13 protein-coding genes and 5 pseudogenes are annotated in these 20,794 nt (G+C 49.2%); 15 read left to right on the top strand and 3 right to left on the bottom strand.

Going from position 1 to position 20,794, the window contains the following annotated elements; translation table 11 throughout:
• Positions 1-53 precede the first annotated feature (53 nt).
• Positions 54-239 carry a 50S ribosomal protein L28 gene (gene rpmB, locus JCM17471_RS06090; protein WP_054777213.1) on the bottom strand — a complete coding sequence of 62 codons (186 nt, stop codon included), beginning with the start codon at positions 237-239 and terminating at the stop codon, positions 54-56.
• Between the two features lie 200 nt (positions 240-439).
• Here rpmB and JCM17471_RS06085 point away from each other — a divergent pair, with 200 nt between their 5' ends.
• From JCM17471_RS06085 to ftsY, 13 genes and pseudogenes are all read left to right on the top strand, one after another.
• Positions 440-802, top strand: coding sequence for an Asp23/Gls24 family envelope stress response protein (locus JCM17471_RS06085; protein WP_054777212.1), 363 nt, complete (start codon positions 440-442; stop codon positions 800-802).
• Positions 803-844: 42 nt separating this feature from the next.
• A pseudogene (locus tag JCM17471_RS06080) lies at positions 845-2,510 on the top strand (DAK2 domain-containing protein).
• Between the two features lie 99 nt (positions 2,511-2,609).
• Positions 2,610-4,642: pseudogene (gene recG / locus JCM17471_RS06075) on the top strand (ATP-dependent DNA helicase RecG).
• A 58-nt stretch (positions 4,643-4,700) separates the two neighbouring features.
• Entirely contained in the window at positions 4,701-5,699 is a 999-nt protein-coding gene (gene plsX, locus JCM17471_RS06070) for a phosphate acyltransferase PlsX (protein WP_082395238.1), read from the top strand.
• A gap of 79 nt (positions 5,700-5,778) precedes the next feature.
• Entirely contained in the window at positions 5,779-6,021 is a 243-nt protein-coding gene (gene acpP, locus JCM17471_RS06065) for an acyl carrier protein (protein ID WP_054777211.1), read from the top strand.
• A gap of 233 nt (positions 6,022-6,254) precedes the next feature.
• Positions 6,255-7,256 (top strand): ABC transporter ATP-binding protein, encoded by a 1,002-nt coding sequence (locus JCM17471_RS06060; RefSeq protein ID WP_054777210.1) that lies wholly within the window; start codon positions 6,255-6,257, stop codon positions 7,254-7,256.
• A 20-nt stretch (positions 7,257-7,276) separates the two neighbouring features.
• Complete coding sequence (locus JCM17471_RS06055; RefSeq protein ID WP_054777209.1) at positions 7,277-8,227, top strand: ABC transporter ATP-binding protein; 951 nt, start codon at positions 7,277-7,279, stop codon at positions 8,225-8,227.
• Positions 8,227-9,189, top strand: a complete 963-nt coding sequence (gene opp4B, locus JCM17471_RS06050) for an oligopeptide ABC transporter permease (RefSeq protein WP_054777208.1) — start codon at positions 8,227-8,229, stop codon at positions 9,187-9,189. The genes JCM17471_RS06055 and opp4B overlap by 1 nt, the downstream gene beginning before the upstream one ends.
• 18 nt (positions 9,190-9,207) lie before the next feature.
• Positions 9,208-10,110 (top strand): ABC transporter permease, encoded by a 903-nt coding sequence (locus JCM17471_RS06045; protein WP_054777207.1) that lies wholly within the window; start codon positions 9,208-9,210, stop codon positions 10,108-10,110.
• A gap of 129 nt (positions 10,111-10,239) precedes the next feature.
• Positions 10,240-12,015: an oligopeptide ABC transporter substrate-binding protein gene (locus JCM17471_RS06040; RefSeq protein WP_054777206.1), complete on the top strand. Its 1,776-nt coding sequence runs from the start codon at positions 10,240-10,242 to the stop codon at positions 12,013-12,015.
• Between the two features lie 89 nt (positions 12,016-12,104).
• Positions 12,105-12,802 (top strand): annotated as a pseudogene (gene rnc, locus JCM17471_RS06035) (ribonuclease III).
• 68 nt (positions 12,803-12,870) lie between these two features.
• Positions 12,871-16,419 (top strand): annotated as a pseudogene (smc, locus tag JCM17471_RS06030) (chromosome segregation protein SMC).
• Positions 16,420-16,450: 31 nt separating this feature from the next.
• Positions 16,451-17,467, top strand: coding sequence for a signal recognition particle-docking protein FtsY (gene ftsY, locus JCM17471_RS06025; protein ID WP_054777205.1), 1,017 nt, complete (start codon positions 16,451-16,453; stop codon positions 17,465-17,467).
• On the opposite strand, the pseudogene JCM17471_RS15120 reads toward ftsY, so the two are convergent.
• Both JCM17471_RS15120 and JCM17471_RS06010 read right to left on the bottom strand, forming a co-directional pair.
• A pseudogene (locus JCM17471_RS15120) lies at positions 17,445-18,181 on the bottom strand (alpha/beta hydrolase). The gene ftsY and the pseudogene JCM17471_RS15120 sit on opposite strands and share 23 nt — an antisense overlap.
• Positions 18,182-18,374: 193 nt before the next feature.
• Positions 18,375-18,689 carry a hypothetical protein gene (locus tag JCM17471_RS06010; protein WP_054777202.1) on the bottom strand — a complete coding sequence of 105 codons (315 nt, stop codon included), beginning with the start codon at positions 18,687-18,689 and terminating at the stop codon, positions 18,375-18,377.
• Positions 18,690-18,910: 221 nt separating this feature from the next.
• Here JCM17471_RS06010 and JCM17471_RS06005 point away from each other — a divergent pair, with 221 nt between their 5' ends.
• Positions 18,911-19,228 (top strand): putative DNA-binding protein, encoded by a 318-nt coding sequence (locus tag JCM17471_RS06005; protein ID WP_054777201.1) that lies wholly within the window; start codon positions 18,911-18,913, stop codon positions 19,226-19,228.
• A gap of 39 nt (positions 19,229-19,267) precedes the next feature.
• A complete protein-coding gene (gene ffh / locus JCM17471_RS06000) occupies positions 19,268-20,704 on the top strand; it encodes a signal recognition particle protein (RefSeq protein WP_054777200.1) in 1,437 nt (478 codons plus the stop codon).
• Positions 20,705-20,794 lie beyond the last annotated feature (90 nt).

Raw genomic sequence — 20,794 nt, 5'->3', positions numbered from 1 at the left:
TTTTATGTAGGCACAAAAAGCGTCCACCCGAGGGCGACGCTGATTCACCGGAGTTAGACCCGGGTCACTTTACCTGATTTAAGTGCGCGAGCTGAAACCCATACGCGCTTTGGCTTACCATCAACTAAAATGCGAACTTTTTGCAAATTTGGCTTCCATGAACGACGGCTGGAGTTCAAAGCGTGTGAACGCTTGTTACCAAATGTCGTGTGACGGCCAGTAATAACATCTTTTGCCACAATATGACCTCCCTGCTTACTCGCAGTTACCCGCGAATTTTTTCACTCAACTAACTTATCATAGACCCGCGGTGAATGCAAGATTTTTTGCAAAGTAATTTTACTTGACAGTGTCCGAATTTTGGTCTGGACTGCTTTCAAAAGCGGGAACCCTATGCTAAACTAACCTGTAAGCTAATCTCAATGAGGAGGATTGACTCATGGCGGTTAAGATTAAAACCAAGCTCGGAACCATCGATATTGCAAACAGTGTGATTGCAACAGTAGTAGGTGGTGCAGCAACGGATATTTATGGCATTGTTGGTATGGCCAGCAAGAATCAAATTCGTGATAACTTAAATGATATTCTCAATCGCGAGAACTACGCTCGCGGCGTTGTGGTGCGTCAAGAAGACAACGGTGTCGCCATTGAGGTCAACATTGTTGTTGGTTATGGCACCAAGATTTCTGAAGTCTGCCGTAATGTGCAAGACAAGGTGAAATACAATTTAGAATCAATGCTCGGCGTAACGGCAAACACGGTCAAAGTGATCGTGCAAGGCGTTAAAGTTTTAGGGGATTAATTGTGTAACCACCGCTTGCGGTGTGACCAAGGAGGATTTTTCGTGGAAGTAACAGAAATTTCGGCTGCCAAGTTCCAGGACATGGTGCGAGTCGCTGCCCACAGAATTAATAAAAATGCAGAATTTGTCAACTCTTTAAACGTGTTTCCCGTTCCTGATGGGGATACTGGGACCAATATGAATTTAACCTTCCAATCCGGTGCTAAGGCCGTGCTTGAAAGTGATTCTGATTCAATTGGTGAACTCGCTAAGGGCTTAGGCAAAGGCTTGCTGATGGGCGCCCGAGGTAACTCTGGGGTGATCAGCTCACAACTGTTCCGGGGCTTTGCGAAGTCCGTTGAACCCAAAAAGACGCTGAGCGCGCAAGATCTTGCAGATGCATTCGCTAGCGGGGTCGAGACGGCCTATAAGGCAGTGATGAAGCCCGTTGAAGGGACAATCTTGACTGTGGCACGTGAAGGGGCAAAAGCCGGCTTAAAGGCTGCTACGAGCTCTGACGACGCAGTTGAAGTGATGAACGCAGTGGTTAAGGGTGCCCGCCGTGCATTGGCGAAGACACCTGACCTCTTGCCTGTGTTGAAAGAAGTTGGCGTTGTGGATTCCGGTGGCCAAGGGTTAGTCTTCATCTATGAAGGCTTCCGTGAAGGCCTGGCCGGTGAAATCGATGATGAAGTTTATGTACCAGATGAAGCCGCAATGAACGAAATGGTCAATGCGGTCCATCATCAAGGGGCACAGACACAACTCAATCCTGATGATATCGTGTATGGATACTGTACCGAAATGATGGTCGAATTGGGCAAGGGCGATAATACCAAGCCTTTTGACTATGAAACATTCCGTCACTATCTGGACGACTTGGGTGATTCCACACTGGTTGTTGCGGATGACGAAGTGGTCAAGGTGCATGTGCACACAGAACACCCAGGAACTGTTTTCCGTTATGGGAGCCAGTTTGGTGAATTGATGAAGATCAAGGTCGATAACATGCGCTTGCAACACGAGAGCATTATCGAACGCGAAGAAGCCCAACCTGCTGCTGATCAACCACTCGCTGAACTGGGTGTGGTCACAATCGCGGCTGGTGAAGGCTTAGGTGACTTGTTCAAGAGCTTAGGCGTTACCGTTGTCTTAAACGGTGGCCAAACCATGAATCCAAGTACCAATGATATTCTGGAAGCCATCAACCAAGCCCATGCCAAAATGTTGTGGTGTTGCCTAACAACGGTAACATCTTGATGGCGGCTGAAGCAGCGGCTAAGGCAGCCGATGTTGAAGTCGGCATCGTCAAACAAAGACAATTTCTCAAGGGTTAACCGCGCTGTTATCCTACAACCCAGATGGTGATTTGGATGAAAATGTCGCTGAGATGTCTGAAGCGATGACCAACGTTGTCAGTGGGTCTGTCACACAAGCCATTCGTGATACCACAATTGATGGTTTGGACATCCACACCGATGACTGGATGGGGATTATCGACGGCAAGATTAAGATCAGTGAAACCGATCGTCAACAAGCCACCATCGATATGATTCAAGCCATGCTCACTGATGACAGTGAAATCATCACATTAATTGTCGGTGAAGATGGGACACACGCTGAAGCGGAAGCCATTGCTGAAGCGGTTGAAGCGCTCGACGATGAATTAGAAGTTGAAATTCATGAAGGGGACCAACCTGTGTACCCTTATCTGGTATCTGTTGAATAATGATTAAGTGAATGTCATCAAAATCCCCCAATCAAGCGCAAAGCGTTCGAGGCAGGGGATTTTGTTTCGTCACGTGTTGATGACCAAAAGGAGGGTACCATGTTAACGGATTCGATTGCCACCTTAGCCGGCGTTGGCGAAAACGAGCATTGGCGCTCAATAGCTTGGGCATTGCCACGATTAATGATCTCTTATTTTATTTTCCTTTTCGCTACACGGATCTCAAGGTGAAGCCACTAGAAGAAGTGGCTGATCAAGAGCAGGTGACGCTGAAAGGAACCGTGGTGACGCCGGCTGTACTGACGCGTTTTGGGCCACACAAGAGTCGCCTGAATTTCAAGTTGCAAGTTGAACACGCGGTGGTGGCCGTGACCTTCTTTAACCAACCTTGGCTCAAAGAGAAATTCGAGATGGGCGTTGAGGCTGCGATTTTGGCAAATGGGACGGCATGCGCCACAGCCTGACCGGGATGAAGTTACTGGCAACACAGAATCAAGAGGAGCCCGGCCTAGCTGCTGTGTATCCGGTCAACAAGTCGATTCGCCAGCAGACGCTGATTGCGCTCATCAAGCAGGCGTATGAAGCTGATGGTGACCAGATTGTGGATGTGATTCCAGAAGCAATCCGAACGCATTATCGCTTGTTGAGTGACCAGCAGCTGGTCGCCTGGATGCATTTTCCGGAGACGGATGCGCAGGCCAAGGCGGCTCGGCGCACGGCGATTTTTCGTGAGTTCTTCTTGTTTCAGGTGCAGCTGCAGTCATTGAAGACACAGACCGATGCGCCGCAGAATGGCTGATGATTCCTTATGACAATCAAGCACTGAGACAACTGATTGCGACGCTCCCCTTTGATCTGACGAATGCTCAAAAGCGCGTCGTCAACGAAATTGTGCGGATATGCGCAGTCCCGAACACATGAACCGGTTGCTGCAAGGGGATGTTGGTAGTGGGAAGACCATTGTGGCGGCGATTGTGATGTATGCGGCGATTACGGCGCGGTATCAGGCCGCCCTCATGGTGCCCACCGAAGTCTTAGCCGAGCAGCATTTTGCCAAACTCAGTCAGCTCTTCGCCGATTTCCCAGTCAGAGTCGCGTTACTGACGGGTTCCACCACCGGCAAAAAGCGGCGGGATATCTTGGCAGATTTGGCTAGTGGTGAAATTGACCTGATTATCGGGACGCACGCGCTGATTCAAGACGCGGTTAATTACAACAGCTTAGGCTTAGTCATTATCGATGAGCAGCACCGGTTTGGGGTCAATCAGCGGCGGATTCTGCAGGAGAAAGGGTTAAAGCCCGATCTCTTGTCGATGACGGCAACACCGATTCCCCGAACGCTTGCGATTACCACGTATGGCGAGATGGATGTTTCAACCATCGACGAATTACCCGCTGGCCGGCAACCGATCACGACGACCTGGATTCGCAAGAACCAGATGGATTTGGCGCTGCAACGCATCAATGAACAACTCGCTCAGGGGAGTCAGGTTTTTGCGATTACACCATTGATTGCCGAATCAGAGAAAATTGATTTGCAAAACGCAGAACAGCTCTATCAGGACCTGCAGCAGGCATTGGGTGATAAAGCCAACGTCGCTTTATTGCACGGCCAAATGAAACCGGACGAAAAAGATACCATTATGCGGGCATTTAGTGATAATATCTATCAAGTATTGGTCTCGACCACCGTGGTTGAAGTCGGGGTCGATGTGCCGAATGCGACGGTGATGCTCATTATGGATGCCGATCGATTCGGGCTATCGCAACTGCATCAGCTGCGTGGCCGTGTCGGTCGGGGCAAGAAGGCCGCGTATTGTATTCTGGTGGCCAATCCTAAGAACGACACCGGTATCGAGCGCATGCAGATTATGACTGAAACCAATGATGGCTTCGTGCTGGCACAAAAAGATCTGGAGTTGCGCGGTTCTGGTGAGATTTTCGGTGATCGCCAATCCGGCATGCCGAATTTCAAAATCGGTGACCCGGTGGGTGATTTCACGATTCTTGAGGTTGCGCAACAGGAAGCTAAGCAGATTTTTACCACGGATGCCGATTTGAGTGCACCGGAACATGCTGGATTGGCGCACTACCTGAGTCAGAATCGGGAACGCCAAGGTAGTCTCGACTAGTGGTTCGTGCCAAAGATAGACTGAGATAACTTGAATAAGATGATGGAGGAAACGCCAAGTGAAGATTGCTGTAGATGCGATGGGCGGCGACAACGCCCCAGAAGTTGTGATTGCTGGTGTGGAACAAGCACGCGATGCGTTTAATGATGTTGAATTTCTTTTGTATGGTGATGAAAACAAAATCAAACCATTGATCAAGGATGACACGCGTTTGACGTTGATTCACACGACAGAAAAAGTGGAGAGCACGGATGAACCGGTTAAGGCGATCCGTGGCAAGAAGCAAGCCTCAATGGTCCTGGCTGCGCAAGCGGTCAAGAACAAGGAAGCGGATGCCGTCCTGTCACTGGGGTCAACCGGTGCCTTGCTCGCCGCTGGCCTCTTCATTGTCGGTCGGATTCGTGGGATCGATCGGCCTGGCCTGATGCCAACACTGCCAACAACTGATGATAAGGGCTTTTTGATGCTCGATGTGGGTGCTAATGCCGAGAATCGGGCGCAACAATTGCTCCAGTACGCGATTATGGGTAACTTCTACGCGCAGGATTTGCGCGATATCAAGCAACCACGGATCGGGTTACTGAATAACGGTACCGAACCCAACAAGGGTGACAAACTGCATCAGGAGACATTTGCTTTACTCGATGCCGACAAGGATCTGAATTTCGTTGGAAACGTGGAAGCAAGCAGTTTACTGAGTGGTGTGGCCGACGTGGTGGTGACGGATGGCTTTACCGGGAATGCGACACTGAAGGCGACTGAAGGGGCTGCCAGAACCATCTTGAGCCTCCTCAAGCACACCATCATGGATAATGGTGTTAAAGCCAAACTCGGTGGGGCACTGCTGAAGAGTGATCTGAAGGGCTTAGCCACCAAGTTCGATGTCAGTCGCTATGGTGGTGCGGCATTGATCGGATTGAAGGCACCTGTTGTCAAAGCACATGGTGCAGCGGATGCCAAGGCAGTGTATTACGCCATTAATCAGATTCGCGACATGGTCACCAATCAAACCATTCAAAAGGTGTTGACTACTTTGAAGCGCATCCAGAAATGGTGACCAAAACGACCAAAGAAGCATAGACAATTCGGGTGTAAACCGGTATGCTATAAGGCGTGATTAAACAAGGAGGATTAGCATGAGCAATCAAGAAATTTTTGATAAAATCTCAGCGTTGATTCAGGATCATTTTCAGATCAGTGCCGACAAGATCACGCCTGATTTGAATTTCAAAACAGACTTAGATGCGGACTCAATTGATATTGTTGAATTCGTACTTGAACTTGAAGACACATTTGGCGCTGAAATTCCTGATGAAGACGCCGAAAACATTTTAACTGTTGGCGATGCAGTGAACTACATTCAAGAACACACCGCCTAATGATCGAGGCCTACATCAAGTTGCGGGCTTACATAAGCGAAGACGACAAGCGTGCGTCTTCGCTATTTTGTCTTCAAAATCGTGTAACCGATTACATTATGAGGAGGCAAATTTGTCGATACTGTGATGGAATCATGGTAAAAGCTTGCAAAATGTGATTTCGACTCATATAATTAGAAAAAACAATTGGTCTCATTCGCTTTTCATTTTCGGATCAATAAGGAGGAATTAGGTTGGAACAAGCTGAGGACTTATTACTCGATATTCAACATGTACATACAGCCTTTCGACTGGGCGATGATTACTACGATGCACTCGACGACATCAATTTGACATTAAACAAAAATGAAATCTTGGCGATTGTCGGTGAATCAGGTTCCGGTAAAAGTACGCTTGCCACCAGTGTGATTGGCCTCCATAACCCTAAGAATACCCGCACGACTGGTAATATTCTGTATAACGATCTCGATTTGGTCGGGTTAAATGAGACGCTGTACAACCGTATCCGCGGGAATGATATTGGGATGATTTTCCAAGATCCTTTGGCCGCATTGAATCCACTGATGCGCATTGGTGAACAGATTGAAGAAACATTGCTCTATCACACCAAAATGACGGCTTCCCAGCGTGAGGAACGCGTGCTCGAGTTATTAGGACAAGTGGGCATTCCAAATCCTAAGCGGGTGGCACGGCAGTATCCGCACGAATTATCTGGTGGGATGCGGCAGCGGATTGTGATTGCCGTGGCCATCGCATGTAAGCCACCAATCATCATCGCTGATGAACCCACAACCGCGCTCGATGTGACGATTCAGGCACAAATCCTGGATCTGCTTGAAGACATCCAACGTGAAACTGAATCCGGCATTATTTTGATTACCCATGACCTCGGGGTTGTGGCAGAGACCGCTGACCGGGTTGCTGTGATGTATGCGGGTCAAATTGTGGAACAAGGGACCGTTCAGGCCGTGTTTGAACATCCACTTCATCCTTATACGCGGAGCCTTTTGCGCTCCATGCCACAAGCCGACACCGACGATGACGAATTGCATGTGATTCAGGGCACGGTGCCAGATTTGAAGCACATGCAGGTCAAGAGTTGCCGATTCGCACCCCGAATTCCATGGATCGACGCTTCCGAACATGAAGCGGAACCGACCATGCATGAGGTTGAACCGGGGCATTTGGTACAGTGCACATGTTATAAGCATTTCTACTTTGAAGATGAGAAATAACGAGTTGTGGAGGCAGACATATGGCTTTAATTGAAATCAAGAATCTCAAAATTCATTATCCAATTCGTTCCGGCTTCTTCAACCGTGTCACCGATCAGGTTTTGGCTGTCGATGGGATTAATTTTAATATCGAGGCCGGCGAAACATATGGGTTGATCGGTGAATCAGGTTCCGGGAAGTCGACCACCGGTAAGGCAATTGTTGGTCTGGAAAAGGTCACGAGTGGCCAAATTCTGTACAACGGGCAGGATATCACTAACGCGCGGACGCGAAAGCAAATTCATTACAACAAAGATGTGCAGATGATTTTCCAGGATTCCTTATCCAGTTTGAATCCACGCAAGCGCATCGGTGACATCATCGCGGAGCCGATTCGTAACTTCCAGAATCTCACGACGGATGAAGAGAAACACCGTGTCCAAGAATTGCTCGACATTGTCGGCATGCCAGCCGGTGCCATGAACAAGTATCCACACGAATTCTCTGGTGGGCAACGTCAGCGAATCGGGGTCGCCCGTGCTGTGGCCACTAACCCCAAGTTAGTGATTGCGGACGAACCAGTGTCAGCGCTGGATCTTTCCGTTCAGGCACAGGTCTTGAATTTCATGAAACGGATTCAAGAAGAATATGGCATTTCCTATCTGTTCATTTCACATGACTTGGGTGTTGTGAAGCACATGTGTAAGAACATGGCGATTATGCATCGGGGCCGATTTGTTGAAATTGGAACCCGTGAAGATATCTATCAACATCCACAACACATCTACACTAAGCGTCTCTTATCAGCAATTCCTGATGTGAATCCATCTCGGCGCGAAATTGATAAGAAGAATCGTCAAGAAGTCGAGCGGGAATTCACTGAAGAAGAATCAAAGTACTATGGCGCTAACGGGCGCGTGCTCGATTTGAAGCAGCTCAGCCCTACACACTATGTTGCCTTGGAAGAAGTCAGTAAGGAGGGGAGCAACTAATGTGGAAAACAATTCTTAAACGATTCCTGTTGATGATTCCCCAACTGATTCTGTTGAGTATTCTGGTCTTCGTCTTAGCGAAGCTGATGCCGGGGGATCCATTGACGGGGGCCATCACACCACAGACTTCGGCGGCACAATTAGCCAAGTTGCGGCAAGAATATGGCTTGAATGACCCATGGTGGACGCAGTACTGGCACTGGATTGTCAATATGTTCCATGGTGACTTGGGACAAAGTTATGGTTTCAAGCGTTCCGTTGCCGGTTTGATCGGGGAACGTGCGGTCAACACTTTCTGGCTCTCATTATTAACGATTATCATCATGTACTTAGTCGCGATTCCACTCGGCGTGGTTGCTGGGCGGTTTCAAGACACTTGGAAGGACAAGGCGATTCAGCTCTGGACCTTCGTCGCCTTAGCCATTCCTGGCTTTGTCTTCTACTTATTCGGATTGACCGTTTTCGGTTATATCCTGCAGTGGCTGCCAACAGGGGGCTATGTCTCACTGGATGTCAATCCGGGGACCGTTGCCTACTGGTTGAGCCGATTACAACATATGATTCTGCCCGCTATCTTGGCTGGCTTACTCAGCACAGCCGGCACCATTCAATACTTGCGTTCCGGTGTGATTGATAATACCAATGAAGATTTCGTGCGGACGGCCCGATCAAAAGGGGTACCGGAACGCGTGGTCTTCAGCAAACACATTCTGCGGAACTCATTACTGCCAATCGCGGCGTTCATGGGTAACCAAATCACCGGCTTACTCGGTGGTTCCGTCTTTGTTGAACAGATCTTCGGTTATCCCGGGATGGGGCAACTGTTTATCTCATCGATTCAGAGTCGTGACTACTCCGTGATTACGGCACTGATTCTCTTGTTTGGTTTCTTGACGCTTCTTGGGAACTTGCTCTCAGACATCATCATGAGTATTGTCGATCCCCGGATTCGTATCGATTAGTGGAGGTGGTGAAAGATTATGCAAAATAAAGTCATTGAAGAAGAAATTGAAGCAACGCCATCACCCTCTGCGTTTCGTGTGATCTTACGCGAATTCCTGAAGGATCGAGTGGCCATTGTCTCCTTAGCAATTGCGTTGATTATCATTTTAGGCGCCTTGATCGGTTCATTCTTTGTGAGTGCTGATCAGGTCACATCCGTTAATATTTTGAATCGTTATCTGGCACCGGGCCAAGATGGTTTCATCTTAGGGACGGATGAAGGTGGCCGTGACCTATTCAAGTACCTGATTCTCGCAACGCGGAACTCAGTGTTCATCGGTGTTTCCGTTGCGCTGTTGGTTGAATTCATCGGTGTTGTTGTCGGGACCATCTCTGGTTACTACGGTGGCCGCGTCGACAGCAGCATCATGCGTATTGTCGATTTCTGGATGGTACTCCCATCATTTCTGATTATCATTGTACTGGTCACCATCGTGCCATCCTATAGTCCAGTGATCCTGATTCTAATCATGACCGCGTTCAGTTGGATGACAACTGTGCGGCTGGTTCGCTCGCAGGTGTTGTCGCAAGCCAAGCGTGAATACGTCATGGCATCGAAGACATCGGGGACATCCAATTTCAAAATCATGTTCGCGGAAGTCTTGCCCAATATCAGTTCCATCATCATTACCGATTTGACCATTACGATTGCGGCATCCATTGGGATCGAAACCGGGTTGTCCTTCTTGGGCTTTGGCTTACCTGCCAATACGCCAAGTTTAGGGACGCTGATTGGTTACGCGACCAATCCCGAAATCATTACGAATCGGCCTTGGGTCTGGCTGCCAGCTGCGTTAGTGCTGTTAGTCCTTTCGTTGTCGATTAACTTTGTCGGACAGGCACTGCGCCGGGCCGCCGATGCGCGTCAACGCCGGGGATAAGCGGGTATCAAAATAATTATTTGATTTTACTCATTTATTGACACTTATTTTTAAGCATGTTATAACTTATGTATACTTATAAACCAATTAAAAAGGCGTTAGTGGTTTAACTTTAGGAGGGTAAAGCGTATGAAGAAACGTTCTAAAATTGGAATGGTGCTGCTTTCAACAGCACTGGTTCTGACGTTAGCAGCATGTGGTTCAAAGAGCAGCAACTCCTCATCCAGTTCTAATGGTTCAACGACGAAGTTATCATTTCCCATTACTTCAAAGGGTTCAGGCTCTGTTGAAAAGGGGGGCACTTTATCGATTGGGATTGTTAATGATTCCCCATTCAAAGGTGTCTTTAACGAAGAATTGTATACCGATAACTTTGATGCCGATTTTATGACACCAGCTTCTGAGGCACTTTTTGGGACTGACAAGGACTTCACTATCAATGATAAGGGTGCGGCAACACAGAAACTCGATCAAAAGGCCAAGACCGCAACCATCACGTTGAAGGACAATGTGAAGTGGTCCGATGGGCAACCGGTCACCGCGCGCGATATCGTCTATGCGTATGAGATTATTGCCAATCCAGATACCAAGTCACAACGTTACACGGAATCCCTTCAGAACATTGAAGGGATGACCGAATACAACGCGGGTAAGGCCAAGACAATTTCTGGCCTTGAAATGCCTGACGGCGACAACGGCAAAACCGTTGTGATTCACTTCAAGGAAATGAAGCCTGGCATGAAGCAAGGTGGTAACGGCTATATCTGGGCCAATGCGGCACCTTATCATTACTTGAAGGATGTTGCCTTTAAGGACTTGATGTCTAGCGACAAGATTCGTAAGAAGCCTCTCTTCTTCGGGCCATACGCTATCTCAAAGATCATTCCTGGTCAATCCGTTGAATTTGTACCTAACAAGTACTACTACGGACCAAAGCCCAAGCTAAGCAAGATTACTGAAGAAACCGTGTCAAGCGCTTCTGCACCTTCAGCATTGAAGAACAAGAAGTATGACGTCTTGCGTGAAATGCCACAAGATAACTTCAGCGACTGGAAGAAGTCAGACGGCTACACCAACTTAGGTCAACAAGACCTCGCCTACAGTTACATCGCCTTCAAGCTGGGTAAGTGGGACGACAAGACGGGCGAAAACGTCATGGATGCCAAGGCCAAGATGGCCAATAAGTCATTGCGCCAGGCCATGGTCTACGCGTTGAACAACGATGAAATCTCAACCAAGTTCTATGCCGGCTTACGGCCACGTGGGACAACCTTGATTCCACCAGTATTCGGCGATTATCACTTGGATGATAAGGGTTATACCTTGAACATCAAGAAGGCCAACAAGTTATTGGATGATGCGGGTTACAAGAAGGGCAGCGATGGTTACCGGACAGATCCTGATGGCAAGAAGTTGACTATCAACTTTGCCTCAATGGCCGGCGGCGAAACCGCTGAACCAATCGCCCAAGACTACATCCAGCAATGGAAGAAGATTGGCTTGCGCGTCAAGTTAGCCACAGGTCGTCTGATCGAATTCAACTCCTTCTACGACAAGATTCAAAACGATGACAAGGGGATTGATGTCTTCTCCGCTGCATGGGGACTCTCATCCGAACCTTCACCATATGACTTGTTCTCTGCTAAGGCACCATTCAACTACAGTCGTTTCGCAACCGCTGAAAACACCAAGTTGTTGAATGATATCGACAGCGAAAAGGCTGAAGACTCTGCATACCGTGTGAAGGCCTTCAAGGCATGGCAAAAGTATATGCTTGACCAAGCTGCTGTAGTTCCTACCTTCTACCGGACAAAGGTAGAACCTGTCAGCAACAAGGTTAAGGGTTACAGTATTAGTAACGACACAACTGTTGCTAACTACGCTAATATCGAATTAACCAAGTAATCACTAACGCATATGAAAAACCACCTCTAGCAGGTGGTTTTTTGTGTGGCTCTAGTATAATGAAACAAGAGTAATGAAGGGAGAACGGCATGGTTGCTTCAGAGTTTATCAGTGAGTTGAGACAGCGTTACGGGATCGAGTTCAATGATCTCACCATTTGGACGAAGCATTCACTCACTCCTCGTACGTTAATGAACATCGTGAATTAGGATTAAAGGACAACGAAAGATTGGAATTTCTGGGGGACGCGGTGCTCGAACTCACCGTGTCTGACTACCTGTATCGCAAGTATCCCGATCTGCCTGAGGGTAAGTTAACCCGCATGCGGGCTGCGATTGTGCAGACACGTAGTTTTTCCAGTTTTTCAAAAGAAGCGCACTTCGATCAGTACATTAAGCTCGGTAAGGGTGAGGAACAAGCCGGGGCACGAACCCGATTGACCTTACTTGAGGACTTGTTTGAAGCCTTCAACGGCGCCTTGTATCTGGATCAAGGGCGCGGCGCCGTCATCAAGTTTGTGGAACAAGTGATTTTTCCACATATCGAAGCCGGTGAATTCTCCGCTGAGATGGACCACAAAACAGCGCTGCAAGAATTCGCTCAGCAAGATGGTGATGTGCAGATTACTTATCGCCTATTGGGTGAAGATGGGCCAGCACACGAGCGACAGTTCCATGTGGAAGTGGCGATCGATGATGTGGTCTTAGGCCAAGGTCAGGGTAAAAATAAAAAGGCCGCGGAACAAGCGGCAGCCGCTGCCGCACTGGCGCGACTCAAACAGGCGTAATTATCGGGGCTCGGGCAAGATTGCCTGGCCCTGTTTTTGAAACAATTTAACGAAGTGGACGGAAAAACATGCAGTTACGAAGCTTACAAATTAATGGGTTCAAATCATTTGCGGACAAAACCGTGATTGAATTTGTGCCCGGATTAACCGGCATTGTCGGACCAAACGGTAGTGGTAAGAGTAATATCACTGAGGCCATTCGCTGGTGTTTAGGGGAACAGAGTGCCAAAAGTTTGCGTGGCGAACGCATGGGTGACGTGATTTTTGCCGGTACGGCGGATCGCAAACCGCTGAGTCGGGCCGAAGTCACCATGATTTTTGACAACAGTGATGGGTATCTCAAGCAGCAACCCACAGAAGTCACCATCACGCGGCGATTGTATCGCGATGGGGAATCTGAATTTTATCTCAACCAACAGGCCGTCCGCTTAAAGGATATCGTCGAACTGTTCATGGATTCGGGGTTGGGCAAAGAGAGTTTTGCCTTTATCTCACAGGGTCGCGTTGAAGCAATTTTTCAACAGTAAACCCGAACAGCGTCGCGGCATCATCGAGGAAGCGGCTGGCGTCTACAAGTACAAACAACAGAAACAAAAAGCGACCGGCGAGCTCGCTGTGACCACGGATAATCTCGATCGCATCAATGATATTACCCACGAATTGAAACGCCAACTGGAACCACTGGAAGAACAGCGCTCGCTTGCCAAGGATTATCAGCGGTTGAGTGATCAATTTGCGCAGGTTGAACAACAAGCGCTTGTTTTAGAGATTACACAGCTGGATACGGAACAAACAAGTCTGCAGGCAGAAATTCAAACTACGCAGCAGACGTTGAAGAATTTGAAAAAGACAATCGATCACCTGGAAACACAGTCCGATCAGTTAACAGCGGTTGATCAGGAATTGGATGGCAAGTTGACGGCGGTCAACGATGAGATTTTGACGAAGTCCATGAAGGCTGAAAAATATTGCCGGTGCGGCTAATGTGTCTTCAGAGCGTGCACAAAACGCGCAGCAGACGTTGGCAGATCTCAACTTGCAACACGATCAACTGACGGAACAGGCGCAGACAGCACAGCAGCAACTCACCACGCTGCAGGAACAAGAACGGCAGTTGACGACTAAGCGCGATGCCTTGACACAGTCGCTGGTGCAGCAGCAATTGGTGACTGATCCTAAGCAGTTGCAGGACACGTTGGATGCGGCTCAGGCGCGGTACATCGATATCTTGCAGCAAGAGGCCAACACGCGAAACAAGTTGGCTGATTTGGATAAGCAAATGGCGTTGTCTGCCAATCAAGATGCCGCTAAACAGCGTCGATTACAGGAACGCAACGACCAGATCAAACAGCGCCAAGAGACTGTCGATACCTTGCAACAGGCACAGCAGGCGCTTACGGCGCAGGTCAAGGAACTCACTCAGACCTTTGACCAACGGACCAGTGAGGGCACCAAACTCAGCCAACGTGTGAGTGACACACAGGCGGGTTACCAGAAGGCGAGCGGAATTTTACAAGCCGCAAAAGCGCGTTACGAAACCTTGATGGAATTACATGATGACTATGCTGGTTTCTATGCTGGCGTGCGTGTCGTCTTGAAACAGCGCGAGCGTTTTGAAGGCTTACTCGGTGCGATTGCCGAATTAATCACGGTGCCTAAAGCCTATCAACAAGCCTTTGATCTCGCGCTGGGGGCCAACCTTCAGGCGATTGCAACGCGCGATGAAGCGACCGCCAAACAGGCCATCACGTGGCTCAAGCAGCAACGCGCGGGGCGGGCTACCTTCTTACCTGCATCGGTGATTCGGCCACGGCCATTGCCTGCCAATATTCGCGCAACACTGACCAACCAACCGGGCTTTATCGGGACTGGCCTAGAGCTCATCAGTTTTCCTGATGCGATTCAGCCGATCATGAGTAACTTGGTGGGCAGCCTGATTATCGTGGAAAGTTTGGATGCCGCCGTTGCGATTGCCAATCTGACAGGTCATCGCTATCGCATTGTGAGTTTGGATGGCGATATTCTCAACCCCGGTGGCGCGATGACCGGGGGCCAAACCAAACAACAGGGCAGCTCACCGCTGGCACGTACGCAAGAAACTAAGCAGTTGGCCGAACAGATTACAACCATGGAGGCTAAGCTCAGTGAGCTGCAGGAGCAGTTAGTGACCCAACAACAAGCGCTCGAACAGGCGCGAGAAGCGATTGTGCCGCTGACACAAAACCTGAATCAAAGTAAGGCCGCCTTGAATCTGAAACAAGAACAGCTCGAGCAAGCGCAACAGGCGCTGACGCAACTGCAACGCCAAGCTGCGGCTGAGGCGTTACCCGAGGTGGCCACAGATAATCTCGCCGAGCAACACGATACGTTGCGCGACCAGCAACAGAAGTTAGCAGCAGCCAAAGAAAAGGTCGAAGCCGAGATTGAGCAGACCAAGCTGATTTTGGAAGATGCGACACTCGAACAGGCCGATGTGCAAGTCAAAGTGCAGGCCTTGCAACAGGAACTCAGTGATATCAATGGTGATCTCAAGGCGTTGGCGATTGAGCGCAAAGAGCGTCAGTCCGAGTTTGCCAGCAGTACCGCTAAGGCCAAGACGCTTCAACAACGAATGGCGACAATCAAATCGGGTGCGGTTGAAACCGAACAAGAACGTGCCAACAATGAGGCGGTTGTTAAGGAATTGAATCAGGCACTCGATGCCTTGAAGCAACAACAGACCCAGTTGACTCAGGACAAGGCAAGCAACCGCACGCAGCTCAGCCGAGTTTCCGCGCAAATCACCACGGCCTATCAGCAACGTCAACAAGCGCAAACCGATTCTGAGCAGCAACAGGTCAATGCCAACCGCATCAAAATTAATCTGGACCAAAAACTGGATCGGTTGAGCACCACGTATCAGACCAGTTATGAGGCCGCAAAAGCCGCACTACCAGATGATGTGCAACCCTTGCCAGCACTCAACAGTCAGTTGAAGCTTTTGAAACGCGGGCTCGACGACTTGGGCGTTGTCAATTTGGCGGCGATTGAACAATACGATGAAGTCAAAGAGCGCTTTGATTTCTTGACGCAACAAGCCGATGATTTGATTGCGGCCAAAACGCAGTTGTTAGCGACAATGAGTGAGCTCGATGATGAGGTGGCTCAGCGGTTTAAGACCACCTTTGATGCGACAAATGTTGCCTTTCAAACCATCTTCCCGAAGATGTTCGGCGGCGGACACGCGGCGTTAAGCTTGACGGACCCTGATGATTTGTTGAATACTGGCTTAGAGATCACGGCCCAGCCGCCTGGCAAAAAACTGCAACGGTTATCGCTGCTGTCTGGTGGCGAACGCGCGCTGACGGCGATTGGCTTACTCTTTGCGATTATCCAAGTCAATCCGGTACCGTTCTCGATTCTGGATGAGGTTGAAGCATCACTCGATGAGGCCAATGTGACGCGATTTGGTGAGTTCTTGCGCAACTATGCAACAGATACTCAGTTTATCGTGATCACGCACCGGAAGGGGACCATGGTGGCTGCTGATATGCTATATGGGGGTTACCATGCAAGAATCCGGGGTCTCAAAGATGATGGCGGTGCAGCTCGATCAAGCCCACCCCGAAGCGCAATAATCTGGTAAAACAGCCAAAAGGAGACCACAATATGGGATTATTTGACAAAATTAAACAGGCGTTCACGGGTAATAAACCCGAAGAAGCGCCTGCTGAAGATAAATATGAAGCGGGATTAGAGAAAAGCCGCAGTAGTTTCAGTGATCGACTCAACGCGTTATTTGCCAACTTCCGCACGGTCGATGAAGACTTTTTTGAAGATCTTGAAGAGATGCTGATTGAAGCGGATGTCGGTTATCAAACAGCCGTCACAATCAGTGATCAACTGCGGGAAGAAGTGCGGTTAAAGAATGTGAAGAAGCCTGAAGAGGTCTCACAAGTGATTGTGCAGAAGTTAGTCGATCTCTATGGGGAATCCGAGGACTCAGAAGACAATAGCTTGCACTATGCGGAATCTGGTCCAACCGTCTTTCTCTTTGTTGGTGTGAACGGTGCCGGCAAAACGACGACAATCGGGAAGTTAGCCCATCAGCTGAAGGAAGAAGGCAAGTCCGTCTTGCTGGCCGCTGGTGATACCTTCCGTGCCGGCGCCATCGAACAGTTGCAAGAATGGGGCCGCCGCGATGGTGTTCCTGTGGTCGCAACGGAAGCTGGGGGCGATCCCGCCGCAGTTGTGTTCGATGCCGTCAAGCAAGCAAAAGAAGACAACGTGGACGTGTTATTGGTCGATACAGCGGGCCGCCTTCAAAACAAGGTTAATTTGATGAAGGAGCTCGACAAAATCAAGCGGGTTATCGTCCGTGAATTGCCTGACGCCCCACAGGAAGTCTTGTTGGTGCTCGATTCAACGACGGGGCAAAACGCTTTGAGTCAGGCCAAGGAATTCAATCAGACAACAGATATCAGCGGGATTGTGCTGACGAAGTTGGATGGTTCCGGTAAGGGCGGAATTGTGCTCGCTATCGGTAATGAACTTCACGTCCCCGTGAAGTTAGTTGGTTTAGGTGAAAAGATGGATGATCTTCAAGTCTTTGATCCGACCAAGTTCGTTTATGGCTTGTTTAAGGGCTTAATTGATCAACCCGCTAACGCCACAGAAACTGACTGATCAATTGATCAACTTGTGCATTCTCATGTAGGAAGCTGTGCTCGGCCGTGAGGACATCGCCTGTAATTCTCGCTTGGCGATAGTCAACGGTTTTGGGCAGCAATGGTGCGATACCAAACACGGTTGCGCTCGCGACTTCCAAATCACCGCCAGTCCCAAACACATCACCCGCGATATTGAGGATTTTTAATCCTGCGGGTAATTGTTTGAGGCTGGTTTTAATTGGGCACGCGCGTTTATCAGGGGTATTGCCGAGACCAGTGAACGGGCTGCCAATGGCCACAAAGCGGGCGATGGTTGGGTATTGTTTTTGTTAGCGGTCGCCAAAATTGTTGCTAAGCCCACACCGCCACCCATTGAGTGGCCGACCAGGTTCACTTTTGCGACGCCGCGCTGTTTGAGATAGGCCAGCACCTGGGGTAATTGCGCCTGTTCTTTTTGGTAGTCTTTGTTGGCATCAAACAGCACTTGAATCATGGCATTGTCATCGAGTGTGCCGAAGCGCTGCATGCTGATGTGACCGCTAGTGCTGACCGTGATTTTGAGGGCCAGGTGGGCGATATTTGCGCTCTGCATCCGCTGAATGAAGCCACTATACGTCAAGGCATTGCCGGCGTATCCCGCCAGTAGCAGGGTTGGGGTATTGCTGCTGGCAAAGTGATTATTGCCAAGCGCATGGGTGCGGTATTGCAGCTGGCCATACCACAGTCCCATGACAGCGAGCAGGGCGCCCAATCCGATACCGATTCGTTTCAACCATTTCATTGTGATCACCTCGTGGAATTATTAATGCCCATTGTACGCGTCAATGGGACAAAATCGGCAAATGAAGCCTCGCAACTGGGCCGTGAATACCAAAAAGAGGCTGTGCTAACCCGATTGGATTGGCACAGCCTCTTCAAATGAATTACGCTGCTTTAGCCTTAGGTTCGCGGCCCAAGATCACTTGGAGCACGATTAAGACGATGTAAGCGATCAGCAAGCCACCCAGAATGGGGCTTGTTGCGGTGCCTGTTGTGAACCAGTACTTCTGCCATGCGGCATTGTTCATGACCCACATAAAAATCGCACCGAATAATAGCGTGAGTGTATTGAGAATGGCGAAGAACCACAAGTTGCCATTTTCATGGTTATGCACATAAATGATAGAGAACAGGATATTCCAAAGTCCCCATCCAATCAGGGCGCAGATGACGCCCCAGTATAGTACTGCTGCAACCATAATATTCCCTCCAATTTCAAACTATCCTTAGTTTAGCACGTTTGAAAGCGGTGTGCATCTGTTTTGTGAGGAATTCAACAAATCAAAGTGAACGGTACCAGTGAGCGGAATAAATTGCCGGATTGAATTGACGCGTGCCCCAGATATCGGTATCCTAATAGGGATACAACGCGAAAACGCGGTAAAGGACGGACAACGATGGAGATTGAAAAAATAACCGCATGAACTCACTTTTTGAGTTTTACGGTGCGCTCTTAACAGATAAGCAGCACAGTTATTTGGCCCTCTACTATGGTGATGATTATTCACTGGGTGAGATTGCCACAGAGTTTGATGTCTCTCGCCAGGCTGTCTATGATAACATCCGCCGCACTGAGGCCAGTCTGGAAGCTTACGAAGAAAAATTACATCTGTATGCCAATTATTTGGCCCAAAATCAGGCGGTGGACGCATTGACACGCTATGTTCGCAAGACGTATCCTGCTGATGAGCAGTTGAGCGAGTTGCTCATGCGTGTCGCGGATCAAACCGCGCAATAACGATTAACTAATAAATGAACGGTTTTATAGGAGGCAACTATGGCATTTGAAGGATTATCAGAACGGCTACAAAAGGCGTTCTCCGGGTTACGCCGTAAGGGGAAGGTTACCGATGCAGACGTCCGCGAGGCAATGCGTGAGATTCGCTTAGCATTGCTTGAAGCCGACGTCAATTTTGGCGTGGTCAAGGACTTCGTCAAGACTGTGCGTGAACAAGCGGTCGGTGCTGATGTGCTGGACAGCTTAACGCCAGCCCAACAAATCATCAAGATTGTGAACGATGAACTGACCAAGACCATGGGTGAGAGTGCGGTGCCACTGAACAAGTCGCCACACATCCCCACCGTGATCATGATGGCTGGGCTGCAAGGGGCCGGGAAAACCACCACGGTTGGTAAATTGTCTCGCTACCTGATGGAAAACGAAAAGGCACGCCCACTGTTGATTGCGGCCGATGTTTACCGGCCAGCGGCGATCGAACAATTAAAGACAATTGGGGACCAATTAGGGGTGCCTGTCTTTGATATGGGAACCGATACGGACCCCGTTGAGATTGTACGGCAAGGGATGGCACAAGCGGCGCTGCAACACAATGACTATGTGATTATCGATACGGCTGGTCGTCTGCAGATCGATGAAACCTTGATGACCGAATTGGATAACATCAAGGCACTCGCTAAACCTGACGAAATCTTGCTGGTGGTCGATAGCATGACCGGGCAAGCCGCAACGGAAGTGGCTGAAGGCTTTAACAAGCGTTTGGACATCACCGGGGTCGTCTTGACCAAGTTAGACGGGGATACCCGTGGTGGGGCTGCACTCTCGATTCGTGCCGTCACCGGTAAGCCAATCAAGTTTGTCGGGCAAGGTGAAAAGATGGATGCGCTGGATGTCTTCTATCCAGACCGCATGGCCAATCGAATTCTGGGCATGGGTGACATGCTGACCTTAATCGATAAGGCACAGAAGAATTACGATGAGAAACAAGCTGCCGAAATGGCCGAAAAGATCCAACAGAACTCGTTTGATTTCAACGACTTCCTGGATCAGATGGACCAAATCAGTAATATGGGCCCCATGGAAGACATCCTGAAGATGATTCCGGGGATGGCGAATAATCCCGCTGTGGCCAATTTGCAAGTTGACCCCAAAGACTTTGCCCACATGAAGGCGATTGTGTACTCCATGACGGAAGCTGAACGGACCGATCCTGATCTGTTGAACCCATCACGGCGCCGACGGATTGCGGCTGGTTCTGGCCGGCCCGTCCCTGAAGTCAACCGCATGATCAAGCAGTTCAATCAGAGCAAGAAGATGATGAACCAGATGAGCAAGGGGAACTTTGCTGGTATGGAAGGTTTGATGGGCAATGGGATTCAGGGTCGCTTAGGCAAAATGGCGATGAATTCCATGGTTCGGAAGAACAAAAAGAACAAACAAAAGCGTCTGAAAGCCGCGAAGCACTTTAAGTCGTAAGGATTTTAGGTTGTAAAGAAAAAACTCTTTACAGGGTATCAAACATTTGCTATGATACTAGAGTTGAGAAATTAGTAGGAGGTGGCACAT

Source organism: Lacticaseibacillus saniviri JCM 17471 = DSM 24301, assembly GCF_001311785.1.
GTDB classification, from domain to species: domain Bacteria; phylum Bacillota; class Bacilli; order Lactobacillales; family Lactobacillaceae; genus Lacticaseibacillus; species Lacticaseibacillus saniviri.
This window is presented reverse-complemented; position numbering and strand designations above follow the sequence as displayed.